The 16,038-nt window shown below is 70.7% G+C and carries 12 protein-coding genes and 2 pseudogenes; 10 read left to right on the top strand and 4 right to left on the bottom strand.

The window, feature by feature from the left end:
- Window positions 1-69 precede the first annotated feature (69 nt).
- The 3 genes and pseudogenes from ACGFYV_RS02960 to ACGFYV_RS02950 form a co-directional block, all read right to left on the bottom strand.
- Window positions 70-843 (bottom strand): polysaccharide lyase family 7 protein, encoded by a 774-nt coding sequence (locus ACGFYV_RS02960; RefSeq protein WP_393876555.1) that lies wholly within the window; start codon window positions 841-843, stop codon window positions 70-72.
- Between the two features lie 146 nt (window positions 844-989).
- Window positions 990-1,405, bottom strand: a pseudogene (locus ACGFYV_RS02955) (chitinase); the annotation flags it as partial.
- 56 nt (window positions 1,406-1,461) lie between these two features.
- Window positions 1,462-4,095, bottom strand: coding sequence for a TIM-barrel domain-containing protein (locus tag ACGFYV_RS02950; RefSeq protein ID WP_393876554.1), 2,634 nt, complete (start codon window positions 4,093-4,095; stop codon window positions 1,462-1,464).
- A 322-nt stretch (window positions 4,096-4,417) separates the two neighbouring features.
- Between ACGFYV_RS02950 and ACGFYV_RS02945 the strand changes: the two genes are divergently transcribed.
- From ACGFYV_RS02945 to ACGFYV_RS02915, 7 genes and pseudogenes are all read left to right on the top strand, one after another.
- On the top strand, window positions 4,418-4,933 hold the full coding sequence (locus ACGFYV_RS02945) for a toxin-antitoxin system HicB family antitoxin (RefSeq protein WP_393876553.1): 516 nt from the start codon (window positions 4,418-4,420) through the stop codon (window positions 4,931-4,933).
- Between the two features lie 124 nt (window positions 4,934-5,057).
- Window positions 5,058-5,900: a DUF4097 domain-containing protein gene (locus ACGFYV_RS02940; protein WP_393876552.1), complete on the top strand. Its 843-nt coding sequence runs from the start codon at window positions 5,058-5,060 to the stop codon at window positions 5,898-5,900.
- 164 nt (window positions 5,901-6,064) lie between these two features.
- Window positions 6,065-8,707 (top strand): glycosyl hydrolase, encoded by a 2,643-nt coding sequence (locus tag ACGFYV_RS02935; protein WP_393876551.1) that lies wholly within the window; start codon window positions 6,065-6,067, stop codon window positions 8,705-8,707.
- 277 nt (window positions 8,708-8,984) lie between these two features.
- On the top strand, window positions 8,985-9,137 hold the full coding sequence (locus tag ACGFYV_RS02930) for a hypothetical protein (protein ID WP_393876550.1): 153 nt from the start codon (window positions 8,985-8,987) through the stop codon (window positions 9,135-9,137).
- Between the two features lie 113 nt (window positions 9,138-9,250).
- A complete protein-coding gene (locus ACGFYV_RS02925; protein ID WP_393876549.1) occupies window positions 9,251-11,089 on the top strand; it encodes an RICIN domain-containing protein in 1,839 nt (612 codons plus the stop codon).
- A pseudogene (locus tag ACGFYV_RS02920) lies at window positions 11,089-11,516 on the top strand (inositol monophosphatase family protein); the annotation flags it as partial. The gene ACGFYV_RS02925 and the pseudogene ACGFYV_RS02920, both read left to right, overlap by 1 nt.
- 41 nt (window positions 11,517-11,557) lie before the next feature.
- Window positions 11,558-11,797, top strand: coding sequence for a chaplin (locus ACGFYV_RS02915; RefSeq protein ID WP_393876548.1), 240 nt, complete (start codon window positions 11,558-11,560; stop codon window positions 11,795-11,797).
- Between the two features lie 65 nt (window positions 11,798-11,862).
- Here the strand turns inward: ACGFYV_RS02915 and ACGFYV_RS02910 are convergent, their stop codons facing one another.
- Complete coding sequence (locus ACGFYV_RS02910; RefSeq protein WP_393876547.1) at window positions 11,863-13,074, bottom strand: acyltransferase family protein; 1,212 nt, start codon at window positions 13,072-13,074, stop codon at window positions 11,863-11,865.
- A 298-nt stretch (window positions 13,075-13,372) separates the two neighbouring features.
- Here ACGFYV_RS02910 and ACGFYV_RS02905 point away from each other — a divergent pair, with 298 nt between their 5' ends.
- From ACGFYV_RS02905 to ACGFYV_RS02895, 3 genes are all read left to right on the top strand, one after another.
- Complete coding sequence (locus tag ACGFYV_RS02905) at window positions 13,373-14,752, top strand: serine hydrolase domain-containing protein (protein WP_393876546.1); 1,380 nt, start codon at window positions 13,373-13,375, stop codon at window positions 14,750-14,752.
- A gap of 117 nt (window positions 14,753-14,869) precedes the next feature.
- Entirely contained in the window at window positions 14,870-15,331 is a 462-nt protein-coding gene (locus tag ACGFYV_RS02900) for a GNAT family N-acetyltransferase (protein ID WP_393876545.1), read from the top strand.
- 236 nt (window positions 15,332-15,567) lie between these two features.
- Window positions 15,568-16,005 (top strand): Fur family transcriptional regulator, encoded by a 438-nt coding sequence (locus ACGFYV_RS02895; protein WP_393876544.1) that lies wholly within the window; start codon window positions 15,568-15,570, stop codon window positions 16,003-16,005.
- Window positions 16,006-16,038: the final 33 nt, after the last annotated feature.

Raw genomic sequence — 16,038 nt, 5'->3', positions numbered from 1 at the left:
TCCGACCGAGTGGTCACGACGCTACGACCGTCCGTGCGGATCCACCAGTCGCGCAGGTCACACCGCGTGTCACCCGTGCGAGACGGTCAGCTTGTAGAACGCGACCTTGGCTCCCTTCTTGGTGCTGCTGGAGGAGGACTGGTTGTACGACCCGGCCTTGAAGTACTGCTTGTACGACTTGAAGGACGACGGGATGGCGTAGTGGGTCGTGGTGCCGTCGACGGTCAGGTCGATGGTGTTTCCGCCGCTCACGGCGATGGTGTAGCTCCAGGTCTCGCCGATGGCCACATGGCCCACGTCGTGCGAGGTCTGGCCGCCGGACGGCGAGTCCTCGGTGCCGAGCACGATGTCGCCGTTCGCGTGCTGGTACAGCTCCAGCAGCGGCTTCGTGGAGGAGCCACCGGAGCCGAGGTGGATCTGGCCGACGCACACGTTCTTGGTCACCGAGACCGTCCGCAGGGTGGCGCTCATCCGGTGCGAGCCGCTCAGCTTCCAGTCGGCGGGGCTGCCGTCCCGGTTCATCTCCCTCAACTCGGAGCGGGCGTAGTGGGAGTTGGGGGTGGTGACGCCCTTCTCGGGAGCCCAGAAGGTCATCGCGCCGTCGTTCGTGTCGGTGTAGAAGTACGCGTCCTGGTAGCCGTCCGCGCCCTGCAGACGCGAGGAGGGGATGGTGTCCGGGTGGCCGGGGGAGCCGACGGGCTCCTGGAGCTGCCAGGCCGAGAGGTCGAAGTTGCCGCCGGGTGCGGCATCGGGGTCGGCCGCGTCCGCGCTGCCGCAGAGGGCGGTGAGGACGAGGGTGAGTCCCGCGGCGGTCGTCGCCGCGAGAAGCCGGGAACGGGACATGTGGGGGGTCCTTCCACCAGAAGGATGCGCTCACAAGGGTGCGTTCACACGTTCAACGATGCTGTTCAGTTATCTGAACGCTGAACGCATCCTTGTTCGCCCGATGACCCGGAAGGTAGAGCTGGGAACCGGCGCCGTCAAGGGGGTCAGCAGGCGCCCTCGCCCTGCCACGGACCCCACTCGGCGCCGTTCGGCGCCTCGTTCCGGGGCCACCACTTGGCCTTCCGGTTGTGGTGGTCGTACGAGGCCTCGTCCCCGCTCGTGTACACCGTCGTCGCACTCCAGGCCGTCTTGCAGGAGGCGCTCGGCGTCGGGGTCGGCGTCGCCGTGGGGGGCGATGTGGGGGGCGGCGTCGGGGTGGTGGAGGGCAGGGTGGCGCCCGCGAACTTCACCGAGTACGTGGCGAAGTCCCAGGAGTTCTGGGCCACGCCGGAGCAGGTTCCGGGCGTGCGGCCGCCGTTGTCGGGCGGGTCGCACTGCCGGTCGCGTTCAAGGACCGGGACGTGAACCGGTCCATGTGATGACCGGTCGCATAGTCCAACACGGTCTGGAAGTCGCTCCCTTTACCTGGGAACCTCTGCCCGGGGACTCCGCCCAGCCACTCCTGCCCGGCGGTCCCTATGTGAGGCGCACCGTGAAGCCGCGGTCGAGCGGAAGGCTCGGCGTGCTGACCGTCGTCACGCGGGTGTTCGCGTCGAACGACCAGGCAGAGTGCGGGAGTCGGCGCCCGTCGAGGAAGACCTTCGCCGGTGCGGAGTCCCCGTGCACGGTGAACCGGTACGACCGCGCGTCCACCTTGCCCGCGTAGTCACCCCTGCTCGCGCCCACCGAGACGGTCGTTCCCTTCGGGTCCGAGTGCACCGACACCCGCTGGGTCGCAGCCGCGCCCTTGGCGAAGTCACGCGTCACGCCGTCGTCCTCGTACAGCGTGTAGTGACCGGTGCCGTGGGCGGACGGGTACAGGTCCCAGTCCAGCTCGTGCCGGTCACGGCTCTGCCAACTCGTCGTCCTCTTGGGCCATATGGGTACGATCGCACCCTCGCGCACGAACAGCGGGAGCGTGTCCAGCGGCGCGTGGTACCCGTTCAGGGTCGTGGGGCCCCGGTAGGTGCGGCCCGTCCAGTAGTCGGTCCAGGTGCCCTTCGGCAGGTAGATGCCGTCACGGGTGTCGGAGTCCTCGTAGACCGGCGCCACGAGGAAGTCCCGGCCGGACAGGAACTCGTACTTGGCCTGTGCGCCCAGGGTGTTCGGGTCGTCCGGATACTCCAGCCACAGCGGACGCACGGCGCCCACGCCCGTCTTCGCCGCCTGCGCCGACAGCGTGTACATGTACGGCAGCAACCGCTCCTTCAGGTGAAGGTACGTGCGGTTGATGGAGGTGTACGGCTCCCCGTCCAGCCAGGGCTGCTGGTCCGCGGGCTTCTTGGTGGTGATGTCACTGGCCCAGCCGTCCATCGTCATGATGGCCGGAAGGAACGCCTTCCACTGCAGGTCGCGGGCGTACATCTTCGCGTCGTGCCGGTAGATGCTGCCCACGTCACCGGTGTTGTACGCGATGCCGGACATCGTCGCCCCGGCGTACGTCGGGATCTGCCAGCGGATGTAGTCCCAGGACAGCTTCTGGTCGCCGCTCCACAGCACCCCGCAGCGCTGGGCGCCCGCCCAGGACACCGGAAGCCACACGAAGCCGCGCGCGTCGCTGTTGTCCTCGATCCCCTTCTTCGCGGCGTCGCACGCGTCCAGCGCGAACTTGTAGCCGTTGCCCACCCAGGCCACGTCCAGCTTCGCCACCCGCTGGCCCGCCTTGACCTGGTCGGCCAGCGTGTCGATGCCGTTCTGCGTCCACAGGCCGAGTTGTGCGTCGTGGTCCTTGAGGCCCTGAGCGGTCTGCTCCAGGTTCTCGTACCCGCAGCCGTAGCCGTCGTTGACCAGCATCCAGCCGAGCGGCATCTGGTGCTCGGTGTAGCCGTCGGCGATCTTCAGCGCGTCCAGGGTGTGCCGCTCGCCCCGGTTGGCGTTGTGCAGGTAGCAGTCGGAGTCGCCGGGTTCGAGGCCGTACACCGGAGGCATGAAGGGCCTGCCGGTCAACGCCGTGTACTTGCCTATCACTTGCTTGGCGTCGCCGAGGAAGTAGTACGCGTCCAGGCGCCGTTCCTGCTGGCCCGTGGTGACCGGCGCGCCGAAGGTGTAGACGCCGGGCGCGAAGGTGTTGCGGAAGACGCCGTAGCCCGTGCTGGAGAGGTAGAACGGCTGGGAGTTGTTGTAGCCGCCCTCGTTCCAGTCGAAGCTGTTGGCCACGTACATGGTCTGCCCGCGGTGCGAGAAGCTGCCGTTCTGCTCGCCGCCGCCGAAGAACTGTTCGTCCGCGCCCCGCTCCAGGCTCTGCCGCATGCCGCCCGTGGACCAGCGCAGCGGTTTGTCCTCCTGCCAGATCCGGGTGCGGTTGTCGGCCTTGTACAGGCCGAAGCGGAGCGGCTTCTTGTAGACGCGCAGGACGGCCTCGGGGGACCGGATGCCGTAGTAGTCGCCCGCGTCGAAGGACGAGGTGTGCCGCTGGAGAGCCGGCTGCTCGCGCACGATCGCCGTGCCGGCCGGATCGCTCAGCGAGCCCGACGGGTCGGCCTGGAGCCGCAGTTGACCGCCTTCGAGGAAGTCCGCGCGGGCCTTGAGGCCGCCCGCCTCGACGGTGTAGCCGCCGTCCTTGCCCGAGAAGGACGTGAGGTCGCCGGCATCCGTGGTCGAGGGCAGGTAGGCGGTGCCGGCGAAGGAGTTGTCGTGCACGTCGTACGGCACGACCACGACGTGGTACGTCCCTGACGCCCGCGGGATCACCGTGGCCTCGGGGTCGGCGGTGCCGGCGCTGGACGCCACCTGCTTGCCGTTGTCGTCGTAGACGTACATGTCGAAGTCGTCGGAGGGGTGCTCCCATGTGATGGAGAGCGGGACGCCGCCCTCGGGGTTGTCGTCCCAGTAGCCGTCGGGCACCGAGACGGTCAGGTCGAAGCGGTCGCAGACCTTGTTCTCCGGGTCGTCGGCGGCGGCCGGGCAGCTCTCGGTGCCGCCGCCGGTGCCCTCGGGGTAGACCGGGCTCTGCCAGCTGACGCTCGCGTGACCCGGGTCGAGCGTGCCGCCGGCCGTTGTGGCGGCGGCAGCGGTGGGCGCCGGAGCGGCGAGCACGGTCCCGGCCAGGGCGGTCGCCAACCCCAGCGGAACCCAGGCCGGCCACGGCACACGATGTCGGAGTCTTCGCACGGCGGAACAGCTCCTCTCGCACCCTTGCGGACTGACTGTTCTTGCTCTCGCTGTTCCTGCTCTTGTTCTCGCGCTGCTCTTGCCCTTGCACTGCTCTTCTTGTTCTTGCGCCACTCTGCACCGGATGCTTGTTAGCGCTTGAAATAAGCGATATTCGAGCACCTTTGAGCAACTTCACGCATGAGCCTCGGGGTTGGCGCGGGTTCATGTCAATAGCGCGAACGAGAGGGAGGGGTACGTGGCGTCATGTGATGTCGGGTGGTGCCATACATGCTGCCGATCGTGCTTGCCTATGGCGGTATAGTGGTGCCATGATGGCGTCATGGACCTCACGCCGTATGTCGAAAACCTGCGCCGCGAACTCGCGGTGGCCGCCGAAGCGGGCGGGGAGGATGCCCGCGAGCTGGCCGAGCGGCTCACCGCTCCGCTGGAGTCGGCGGCCCGGTTGACCATGCTCAACGTGCTCTCGGCCGCGATGGACGAGATCACCCGCGAGCTCGCCCCCGGCTCGGTCGACGTACGGCTGCGGGGGCTGGACCCCGACTTCGTGGTGACACTGCCGCCTGCCGACAGTGGTGCCATGGAAGCCGCCGCGCCCGTCGAGCCGTTCAAGGCGCCCGCGCCCGCCGACGGCGACGAGGGTGGCACCGCCCGCGTCAACCTGCGGCTGCCGGCGAACCTCAAGGCGCGCGCCGAGGAGGCGGCGAACCGCGAGGGCCTGTCGGTCAACGCCTGGCTCGTGCGGGCCGTGTCGGCCGCGGTCGACGGCGGCACCCGGCCGCATGCGACGGAGAGGATCCGCAGCGTCGGCCAGAGCTTCACGGGCTGGGTGCGCTGAGCGGATCCGGCGACGTCCGCACCGCTTCACCGCACCGCACCGCACCGCTTCACCGCACCGCACCGCACCCCCACCACGTCCCACCAGCGGGGACGGACCAAGGACTCAAGAGGACGGGACAGTCATGCCTTCTTTCGACACCCCCGAACCGATTTCGGTCACCGCCTTCGTGTACGCCGGTTCCATCCGGTTCACGGCGGGCGACCGCACCGACACCGTCGTCGAGGTGCGGCCCCGCGACCCGAAGAAGGACCAGGACGTGCGGGCGGCCGAGCAGACCGAGGTCGCCTACGTGGGCGACGTCCTGACCGTCAGCACCCCCAAGGCCAATCTGCTCGGGCGCGCCGGCAATGTCGACGTGACGGTGCAACTGCCCACGGGCTCGCGCGTCGACGCGAGCGGCGCCGGTGGCAGCGTGGTCGGCGAGGGCCGGCTCGGCGAGGTCCACGTGAAGACCTCGGCCGGCGACGTCCGCCTCGACACCACCGGCCCGCTGACCCTGATCGCGTCGCACGGCGCGAGCACCGTGGACCGGGTCGAGGGCAGGGCCGAGATCACCAGCAGCACCGGCACCGTGCGCGTCGGCACCATCGACGGACCCGCCGTCCTGAAGAACTCGCACGGCACCATGACCGTCGCCGCCGTGACCGGCGAGCTGAGGGTGCGCGGCGCCAACGGCGGCGTGGACATCGGTCGCGCCGAGGCGTCGGTCACCGCCACCACCACCAACGGCCACCTCCGCGTCGCCGATGTCGCCCGCGGCGACGTCCGGTTGGAGACCTCCAACGGCCCCATCGAGGTGGGCATCCGGCAGGGCACCGCCGCCTGGCTCGACGTCACCTCCAACCGGGGACAGGTGCGCAACTCGCTCGCCGAGTCCGAGGCCCCGGAGCGGACCGAGGACGCCGTCACGGTCCGCGCGCGCACCAACTGGGGCAACATCGACATCCTCCGCGCCAAGGTCTGAGCACCCACCTTCGGTAAGTCATCAGCGAATGCGGGTGGTTGACGGGCAGAACTTCCTGCCGGTGGCAGGTTCCCGTCAAAAATTCACCAAGCGGCGGACGCGCCGCGCCTCCCGTGATCGGGTCTCCTGCGTCGGCAGAGTCGATGCCCCTCGGGAGGCCCCTGGTGTCCGTGCCAACCCGCAGAAGACGGTGGTTCACCGTCTGCGCACTCACCGCGTCCGCCGCGCTGGTCGCGATACCCCCGTCCGTCGCGTCCGGCCGCGGCGACGCGAGCCCCTTCGGAATCCGGGCGCTCGGCCAACTCGCCAAGGAGCGCGAGCAGTCGGCGACCGTCAGGACGCCGCATCTGAAGGCGGAGGACGACGACGGAGGCGAGGCGGACGAGATCGCCGAGGGCGCCGACCAGTACGCGGAGGCCCGCACCTCACCCGGCGTCGTCGCGCCGGGCGCGTACGGCGCCGCCTGGCGCGACCTGCACAAGCTCCCCTCGACGGACGGGAACTGGAGCCACGTCACCGCACTGCCGTACAACTCCGACGACGGGCGCTACCGCGACATCGACTCCAACTCCAGCGGCGGTTCAGGCAACGTCACCGGCCGTATGGCCGCGATCGCGGCCGACGACGACGGCTACGTGTACGCGGGCAGCGCCGGCGGCGGAGTGTGGCGCTCGCACACCGGAGGTGGCCGCTGGCAGCCCATCAGCGACCGGCTGCCCGCGCAGTCCACCGGTGCCCTCGCGCTCGACGGATCGGGCCGGCTGTGGCTCGGCACCGGCGAGGCCACCACCAACGCCGACGCCTACCTCGGCAGCGGCGTCTACGTCCTCGCCGACCCGCACCACGGCACGTTCTCCCCGCGCCGCAGGATCGGCGGCGACGAGCTGGACAGCACCACCATCCACGAACTACGCTTCGGCGGCGGCCGGGTGTGGGCCGCCACCAGCAAGGGTGTGTGGAGCCACTCCACGAAGCGCCTGGACGGGGCCTGGACCCTGGAGTACGCGCCCAACCCCGAGTACCTGCCCGGCGGTTCGAAGGCGGGCGACCCGGCAGCGCCGTACAAGAACATCGCGAACGACATCGCCATCGACCCCAAGGACCCGTCGAAGGTGGTCCTCGCCGTCGGCTGGCGCAGCGGTGACGACTACAACGGCTTCTTCACCAAGGTCCGCGGCACCTGGACCCGGATCACCAGCGGACTCGGCGACCTCCCGGCCGACCCCGACGGCGTCGGCAACGTCACCTTCGCCCGCTCCGCCGACGGCTCCCGCTACTACGCCGTCGACCAGTCGCCGGAAGAACTCGACACCAACCCGGACAGCGGCCTCGAAGGCATCTTCGTCTCCACGTCCGGCTCGCCGACCGGCCCCTGGACGAAGATCGCCGACTACAAGGGCCTGGCCGCCGACAACTCGGCGCTGAACTCGCCCGGTTACATGCCCGGCGTGCAGGCCTGGTACAACCAGTTCCTCACCGTCGACCCGAGCGACCCGCGGCACGTGTACGCCGGACTCGAAGAGGTCTACGAGACCAAGGACGGCGGCAGCACCTGGTCCACCGTCGGCCCGTACTGGAACTTCGGCTTCTCCTGCTGGAACATCGACCCGGCAAAGCAGACCGGTGACTGCAACCCGACCACCCACTCCGACCAGCACGGCGTCGCCATCGGCCGCTACCACGGCAGGAGTTGGGTGTACGTCGGCAACGACGGCGGCATCTACAAGCGCCCGCTCGACGGCGCCCAGGACACCGACGGGCACGCCACCGACTGGGCCTCCCTCAACGACGGCACGATCGACACTCTCCAGTACTACTCCGTCGGCATCGGCAAGGACCGCGAGAACGGCGGCGTCACGGTCACCGGCGGCCTCCAGGACAACGGCCAGTCCGTCCTGCGAAGCAACGACAAGGTGATGGGCTCCAACTTCGGCGGCGATGGCGGCGACACCCTCACCGACCCCGCCGACGGCTGCGACATCGCCGAGGAGTACGTCTACCTCGCCATCCAGGTCACCCAGAACTGCGCGCTCAACGACGGCAGTTGGCTCACCGATCCGGCCAAGGCCACGTCGTACGGCGTCGCCCCGGCCGACAACGCCACCGGCGAGGCCCGCTTCATCGCCCCGCTCGCCGCCGACCAGAAGAACGCCGCCACCTGGATCGCCGGCGGCCGGCACGTCTGGGTGCAGACCCACGGGTACGCCATCCGCAGCGGCTCCGAGTGGACGAGCGTCCACGACTTCGGACCCGGCCGCGTCGCGACCGCCGTCGCGGCCTCCGGCGGGAAGATCTACGCCGCCTGGTGCGGGCCGTGCAACAACCAGGGCTTCGCCCGTGGCATCGCCGTGGGCAACGCCGACGGCACCGGCTGGCACGACATCACCCTCCCCGTGGACGGCACCGTGCCCAACCGCTACCTGAGCGGCTTCGCCGTCGACTCGAAGAACGCCGACCACGTGTTCCTCGCGGTCAACGGCTTCTCCCGGCACTGGACCGAGGGCCCCGGCGCGGGCGTCGGCCACCTCTTCGAGTCCACCGACGGCGGCACCACCTGGAAGGACATCTCGGCGAACCTGCCCGACGTGCCCGCCGACTCCGCGGTGGTGACGGCGGACGGCGGCCTCGCCGTCGCCACCGACCTCGGCGTCGTCCTCCGCGCCCCGGGCCGTACGACCTGGCAGCGCGTCGGCGACCTCCCGGCCGTCGCCGTCCTCCAGCTCAAGACCAGCCCCGACGGCCGCACGCTGTACGCGGCCACCCACGGCCGCGGCATCTACGCGATCAAGCTGCGCGACCTCGACTGAGCGCCGCGTGGGAACACGGAACGGGTGACCCCGCCACCCCGGGGCCACCCGTTCCGTGCGCACGGCACCCGACCGTCCACGCAGGATCCCGGAACGACGGACCGGCTGAGCGACCGGCTGAGGGACCTGGTGAGGGACCAGCTGAGCGACCGGCTGAGGGACCAGTCGGGGGACCGGGGGCGCGACCGGATGTGGTCGCCATGGTTTGCCCGCCCGCCGTCCATGGCGTACCTGTGCCTACGACCCAGACGGCGCAACGGGACGGTGGGGTGGACCGATGGCACGCATCCTGGTGATCGGCGGCGGTATCGCGGGGTCGGCGGCCGCGCTCGGCCTGCACACCCCCGACGCCCTGAGCGCGGACGAGACGCTGATCCGTCAACTGGACTGGGAGACACCGCTCGACGAGGACCTCGGCCCGCAGGCGTGAGCGGCGCGCCGCCGCGAAAGTGCAAGAGGGCGAGCAGGGGAGTCCATTGCCGCGGCGGCGGCCCTGCCCGGATCGTTCCGGTGCAACCGGCCCTTCGGCAACAAGGAGCACTCGTGCGACTCTTGAGCAGAGCGGGCGGCGCCGTGGCCACGGTCGTCGCCCTGGTCCTGGGCGGCGGCACAGCGGCCCCGGCGTCCGCCGCCTCCCCCGACACCGGCGCCGGCGACGGCGCGGCGTACAGCGTGACCGTGGGGACACCGGTACCGTTCGACAACCCCACGGACACCCCCGCCACGCCCTACATCGACCGCGACGGCACGTTCCACTACCAGCAGTCCGCCGCGCTCTACGGCGCGAACGACCCGCGCACCTGGGACTTCTACACCGGCAGGAACTTCGACACAGCCACCTTCGACAAGAAGCTGAGCCGGGCGGTCGACCCGGCCAACAGCGCCGACCGCAACGACGACACCACCTGGCGGTGCAACAACAGCCCCACCGGCCGTGAGGCGACGTACGCCCCGGCCGGCTCGCACTACGCGCAGAAGAACTACTGCGACCTGTCCGGCGTGTGGGTCGACCCCGACACCGGCGACTGGTACGGCCTGGTCCACAACGAGTTCACCCCGCAGCCCTTCGGCGACGGCCTGCACTACGACGCCATCGACTACGCCGTCTCCACCGACCGGGGCCGCACCTGGACCATCAGGGACCACGTCATCACCTCCCCGTACAGCACGAAACGCGGGGACACGACGGCCTTCCCGAACCAGACGTACTCCTACGGCGACGGCGACCAGCGTCTCTTCGTGGACACCGCCTCCGGCTACTTCTACGCCTACTACGGCTCCCGGATCGTGGACAAGAAGGGCGGCTGGAAGGCCTTCTACGAGCACGTGGCCCGCGCCCCGATCTCCGCGAAGATGGCGCCCGGCTCCTGGAGCAAGTGGTACGACGGCGCCTGGTCCCAGCCCGGCACGGGCGGCCGGGAGAGCGACATCGTGCCCGTCGACACCGACCACCCCACCGGCTACACCCCCGCCACTGCCGAGTACGACCCCGCGAACACCGGCACCTCCGCCGAGCAGATCGCGGCCGGCACGATGCCCCCGACCTCCCCGCTGTTCGTCATGAACATCGCGTACGACGCCTACCTCGGCCTGTACATCGGCGAACCGCAGGCCGTCGACCAGAGCGGCAACTCGCCGCAGTACTTCTACGCCACCGACGATCTGGCCTCCCAGAAGTGGCATCTCATCGGCGACACCGGCGCCTACACGAACGCCTCCTGGTACCGCTGGTTCCTCGACAGCGGCAACCGCACCAGCTCCGCGATCGTCGGCAGGTCGTTCCGCTCCTACTGCGCGTTCGGCTGCCACCAGGACGCATACGGCGAGTACGTCGACGTCACGATCGACACCGCCGCGCGCGCCGCGTCGCCGGTGGAGACCGGCCGCCGCTACCGCATCGCCGCGGGCACCGGCAGGGTCCTCGCCCAGGCCTCCGGCGGTCCGGAGACGACCTCCGTCGCCGATTCCACCGGCTCACCGCGCGAGTCCTGGGTCTTCACGCCCACAGGCGATGGTGCCTTCACCCTCGCCAACGCCGCGACCGGGCGCCTGCTGGGCGTCGACTCCGCCTCCACCGCGGGCCGCGCGTGGGGTGCCAGGCCGACGGCCACCGCGGAACCGGCCGGCGGACCGGCCGTCGGCCAGCAGTGGTTCCTGATCCTGAACGCGGGCGACGAGCACACCTACCGCCTCGTCAACCGCTACAGCGGCCTCGTCCTCGCCCTGTCCGGGACCCCCGACCGGCGAGCCGAGACCGCCGCGCCGCGCAACTGGACCGACTCCAGCGGCAGTTCGGTCGGTGGTGGCCGTACCGCGGCTGAGCAGACCCTGTCCCTGACACCCACCGGACGCCCGAATTCGACGCCCGGGGCGGGGAGTTGAGGCTGGTGGACGTCAATCTCGATCCGCCGTTCCCCAACGCCCCGATTTCCGGGCGGTCCGGCTGCCGGCCGATCCGGGGTTCGGCGAGCGGTTCCGCCCCCGGGTGGTCGCCACGACCCTCGCGCTCGCCTGGGTGGCCGCCGGTCGCAGAGCCGCCTGCGTCACCGACGGCGACCTGCGCGACAGCGTGCACCTCGCGGCCGGCATCGCCCTGTGCCGGGCCGCGGGCCGCACGGCGACCGGCCTCCACGGCCGGCCCCTGCGCACCGGCGTCGTCGGACTGATCGCCGCCGCCGACGAGGGCACCCACGCCGCACTGGTGGAGATGGCCGCGAACCGGACACGGCGGCCCGAGGAGATGCCCCGGTGCGTGCAGCGCCCCGAACGGCGTACCAGCGCAGGCGGCCCCGTCGTGCTGCCGGTCTGATGGAAACGTTCCATCGTCTACCAGTGAGGCAACTCATGCGTATGCGCAGCTTTGCTACCACGGCCGTTCTTGCCGGTGCCCTCGCCCTGACGGGCGCCACCGCGGCCCACGCGGCGTCGGACCCCGACCCCACGACCGGCGTGGCCTCCAACAGTCCGGGACTCGTCTCGGGCAACGTGATCCAGGTCCCGGTCGACATTCCGATCAACCTCTGCGGCGACTCGATCGACATCATCGGTCTGCTGAACCCGGCCGCCGCCAGCACCTGCAGCAACTCCTGACGACGCCCGTGCGCCGGTCCCCTCCCGAGGGGGCCGGCGCACGGCTGTGTGCGGGGAGGCGGGGTTCAGTCCGAGACGGTCTTCGTCTCCTCGCGGCCGGAGGGCAGCGGCTCCCTCTCCCCGGTGGGTGCCGAGCGGCTGCGGCGGCGCAGGAGCAGGCGTCTGGCGGGGCGTTCGACCGCCTCGTACAGGACCCAGGAGAGGACGAGGGAGAGGGTGAAGGCGGCGGTGGTGACCGCCAGGCCGGCGAGGATGCCGAAGTGCGGCTTGTTTCCCAGCAGGTTCGTGCCCGCGCGCAGGACCAGCAGGTGAATCATGTAGAAGGCGAACGACAGTTCACCCAGCCGCACCATCCGCCGGCGCCGCCACAGCGAGGGCAGCCCCTGCAGGTCCGCGACGGCCGCCGCGGGGATGAGCACCGTGAACCCGGCCAGGGTGCAGACGGTCGCCGGATAGCCGGGGCTGACCTGCGGGACGAGGAAGTAGCCGATGACGGCCAGGGCCAGGGACGCTTCGAGGCCGGGCCCGCGCCAGCGGCCGAGCAGCACCAGCCGGGCCGTGACCGCGCCGAGGACGAACTCGGGCAGGCGGGCGAGGGGCAGGGTGTACATCGACTGGCTCGTCCACCAGTGATGGGTGTCCGCCCGCGCCAGGACCAGCACCGTCACCACCGCGAGGCCGCCGAGCGCCAGGGTGCTCCGGGCGCCGAGCCGGCGCAGCAGCAGGAACAGCAGCGGGAACGCGGCGTAGAAGAACGCCTCGCAGGCCAGTGACCAGCTGACCGGGTTCAGGGTCTGCCACCAGGGGTGCCACCAGGAATGCAGCAGCAGGACGTTGGCCAGCGCCTGGGACGCCGTCGGCTTCGGCTGCCGGGCCAGTGTGTACGTCATGAGGAACGCGACGGAGAGGGTCACCAGGTGCACCGGGTAGACCCGGGCGATGCGCCGCCGCCAGAAACCGAGCGCACGGTCGTGCGGCCGGGCCGACCACGTCAGCACGAATCCGGAGAGCACGAAGAAGAACGACACCCCCGTGGCGCCGGCCCCGAAGCCCCAGAGGACGAGGTGACCGGCGTAACCGCCGAAGTAGCCGAAGTTGTTGACGTGCAGCCCGAACACCAGCAGCGCCGCCATCCACCGCAGCCCGGTGAGGGACGGCAGGGACGGCCTCGCCGAGGGCGGCGAGGATCTGGACGTGTCCGGGGGCGGGGCCGGGTTCGTGGCCGCGCCGGTCCGTGCGGGCGGCGTCCGGTTCGCCCGGGTCGTCGCCGTACTCATCCAATCACCTGCCGCAGAAGGTTCGCGTGGGGCATGAAGGGGAACGTTGCCGCTTCCGGCCCTCTCATTCACGTCACGTCGGAAAGGTCACACTGCTGCCGAACGACACAACCCGGGGTATGCCACGGATGGCCCGCCCCGGTGCACCCGTACGAGTGAGGGCCGTCTGCCCGCCCGGCCCGCGCGGCGGACGTGCCGCCATGTCGCGTGTACTTAGTTCAAGTGAGTACTTGCACTTTGTTCAGGTGGTGCTCTATCCTCCACTTGTACTTAGTTCAAGCAAAGGGGAGGGGTCATCGTGACGCAGCAGGCGCTGGCGGAGTTCGTGGCGGCGACGGCCGGGGAGTTCGACGTCCCGGGCGTGGCCGTCGCGGTTCTGGCGGACGGTCGGGAGACGTTCGTCTCGCACGGGGTGCGAAGCATCGAGGACCCGCTCCCGGTGGACGAGAAGTCACTCTTCCCCGTGGCGTCGATCAGCAAGTCCTTCACCGCCACCGCGCTCATGCGCCTGGCCTCCGAGGGCAGGGTGGAGCTCTCCGCGCCGGTGCGCCGGTACGTGCCCGGACTCCGGCTGGCCGACGAGCGGTCGGCCGGGCGGATCACCGTGATGAACCTGCTCAACCACACCGCGGGCCTGGGCTGGAACCTCATGGACGCCGATGCGGAGGACCTCTCCCTGCCCGCGTTCGTGGACCGGATGGCGACCCTCGACGTCATCGCGCCGCCCGGCACCCGGGCCTCGTACAGCCAGGCCGGATTCAACCTCGCCGGACGAGTGATCGAGAAGGTCACGGGAGTGCCGTTCGAACGGGCCGTGACCTCCCTGGTCCTGGAGCCGCTCGGGATGTCCGGCACGTGCTACGACCTGGACGACGCCATGGCCGGCCGCTTCGCCCGGGGCCACAACCGGGGCGAGGACGGCACGATGCGGGCCGTGCGGCCGTGGAACGTGTACCGGGCCGGCGGCCGTGCCAACAATCCCGGCGGCGGCGGACTCGTCTCGTGCGCGAGCGACCTGCTGCGCTGGGCCCGGTTCCACCTCGGCACCGGCGAGGGCGTGCTGCCCGTCGAGGCACTGCGAAGCATGCGGACGCAAACGGTCGCGCTGCGTGGCAGCACACTCGGGGACGCCTTCGGCATCTGCTGGTTCCTGCGGGACGTGGACGGCGTGCGCACCGTCGGGCACGGCGGGTCGGGCCACGGCCACTTCGCGGAACTGCTCCTCGTGCCCGAGAGGGACTTCGCCGTCGTCGCCCTGGCGAACGGCGGGCCGGACGGGTACCGGTTCAACCAGTCCGTCGCCCGCTGGGCCCTCGAACACCACCTCGGCGTGGTGGACCGCGACCCCGAGCCGGTCCCGCACGACGAGGCGCGGGCCCGTGCGGTCGCCGGCCGGTACGAGATCGGCGCCATGGACCTGGACATCGCCGCCGACGGGTCCCGGCTCACGCTCGCCGTCGGGATCAAGCCGGAGATCCGTGCCGCGTCCGGGACCGAGATGCCGCCGGACTACCCGCCGGCCGGCCTCGGATTCCTGCCCGGCGACGGCGCCGAGTACATCATCACGGAGGGCGGCCTGAAGGGTCAGCGGGGCTTCTTCACGCTCGACGACGACGGCACGGTCACCGGCGTCGACCTCGCGGGCCGGCTCTTCGGCCGGGTCCGCGAGACCTCCTGATCGCGGAGGCGGGCGCGGGGGAGACGGGGGAAGGCGGGGGAGAGAAGGCGGAGGCGGGCGCGGGGTTCCGGCGGTGTGCTGTGGACAGGTCGCGCCCGCACTGGAAGCATCCCGATCATGAATCGGAGCGTGCGTGTGCGGCCCGCCGAACCCGGTGACCACGACCGGATCGTCGCCGTCGTGGACGAGTGGTGGGAGCGGCCGATCAGCTCGGTGCTGCCCCGCCTCTTCCTCGACCACTTCCACCGCACGAGCCTGATCGCCGAGGACGACACCGGCCTGGCGGGCTTCCTCGTCGGGCTGATGTCCCCGTCGGCGCCCGACGCCGCCTACATCCACGTCGTCGGCGTGGCGCCCCGGCTGCGCGGTGCGGGACTGGCCCGCCGTCTGTACGAGCGCTTCTTCGGGCAGGCCGAGGCCGATGGCCGTACGCGGGTCAGGGCGATCACCTCCCCGCAGAACCGGCGCTCCGTCGCCTTTCACGCCGCGATGGGATTCACGGTCACCGGCCCCGTCCCCGACTACGACGGGCCCGGAGTCGACCGCATAGTCTTCGAGCGCCGGCTCGGCGCGCCGTGACGCCCCCGGCGCCGTGCCGCCGTACCACCGCACTCACCCGTACGAAGGATCCCCCGGCTTGCCGCTGCGCCCCGGCGGGGGCGGGGTCACATGATGCGTACGAGGTGTGCGCGGCGCGTTCGCAGGCATGCGCGGGAATGTTGTGCGCAGGCAAATTCCCGGGTGCGGTCAGGAAACCAGAATTGCATGGTTCGTTTTCTTGAATCCTTCGTGTTTATGAGGGTAGGTTCGGCCTCATGACCGCATCCCCGACTCCGACCACCGCCGAGGAGCTGCGCGGTGCCGGCCTGCGCGTGACGGCGGCCCGCGTCGCGCTGCTGGAGACCGTCCGGGACGGCGACCACCTCGGCGTCGAGGCGATCGCCTCGGGGGTCCGTGAACGCGTGGGCCACATTTCTCTCCAGGCTGTCTACGAGGCCCTGCACGCCCTCACGGCCGCGGGCCTCGTACGCCGTATCGAACCGGCCGGGAGCCCCGCCCGCTTCGAGGGGCGTGTCGGCGACAACCACCACCACGCCGTGTGCCGCGCGTGCGGTGCCGTCGTCGACGTCGACTGCGCGGTGGGCGACGCACCCTGCCTGACCGCGTCCGACGACCGTGGCTTCGCGATCGACGAGGCCGAGGTCGTCTACTGGGGCACCTGCCCCGACTGTTCCACCGGCCGCAGTTTCTGAGCACCGAGTTCCGTCCAGTTCGGAAGGATTGCC

It is taken from the genome of Streptomyces sp. NPDC048297 (genome assembly GCF_043201585.1).
In the GTDB taxonomy this organism is placed as follows: domain Bacteria; phylum Actinomycetota; class Actinomycetes; order Streptomycetales; family Streptomycetaceae; genus Streptomyces.
Note: the sequence above shows the minus strand (reverse complement) of the source record. Positions and strands in the feature narration are given on the sequence as shown.

Bases quoted from the DNA above. Each gene is read 5' to 3' on its own strand.
- ACGFYV_RS02945 (WP_393876553.1), top strand. From the start codon at position 4,418: ATGGACCTCACGCCGTATGTCGAAAACCTGCGCCGCGAACTCGCGGTG.
- ACGFYV_RS02960 (WP_393876555.1), bottom strand. From the start codon at position 843: ATGTCCCGTTCCCGGCTTCTCGCGGCGACGACCGCCGCGGGACTCACC.
- ACGFYV_RS02910 (WP_393876547.1), bottom strand. From the start codon at position 13,074: ATGAGTACGGCGACGACCCGGGCGAACCGGACGCCGCCCGCACGGACC.
- ACGFYV_RS02940 (WP_393876552.1), top strand. From the start codon at position 5,058: ATGCCTTCTTTCGACACCCCCGAACCGATTTCGGTCACCGCCTTCGTG.
- ACGFYV_RS02895 (WP_393876544.1), top strand. From the start codon at position 15,568: ATGACCGCATCCCCGACTCCGACCACCGCCGAGGAGCTGCGCGGTGCC.
- ACGFYV_RS02930 (WP_393876550.1), top strand. From the start codon at position 8,985: ATGGCACGCATCCTGGTGATCGGCGGCGGTATCGCGGGGTCGGCGGCC.
- ACGFYV_RS02915 (WP_393876548.1), top strand. From the start codon at position 11,558: ATGCGCAGCTTTGCTACCACGGCCGTTCTTGCCGGTGCCCTCGCCCTG.
- ACGFYV_RS02900 (WP_393876545.1), top strand. From the start codon at position 14,870: ATGAATCGGAGCGTGCGTGTGCGGCCCGCCGAACCCGGTGACCACGAC.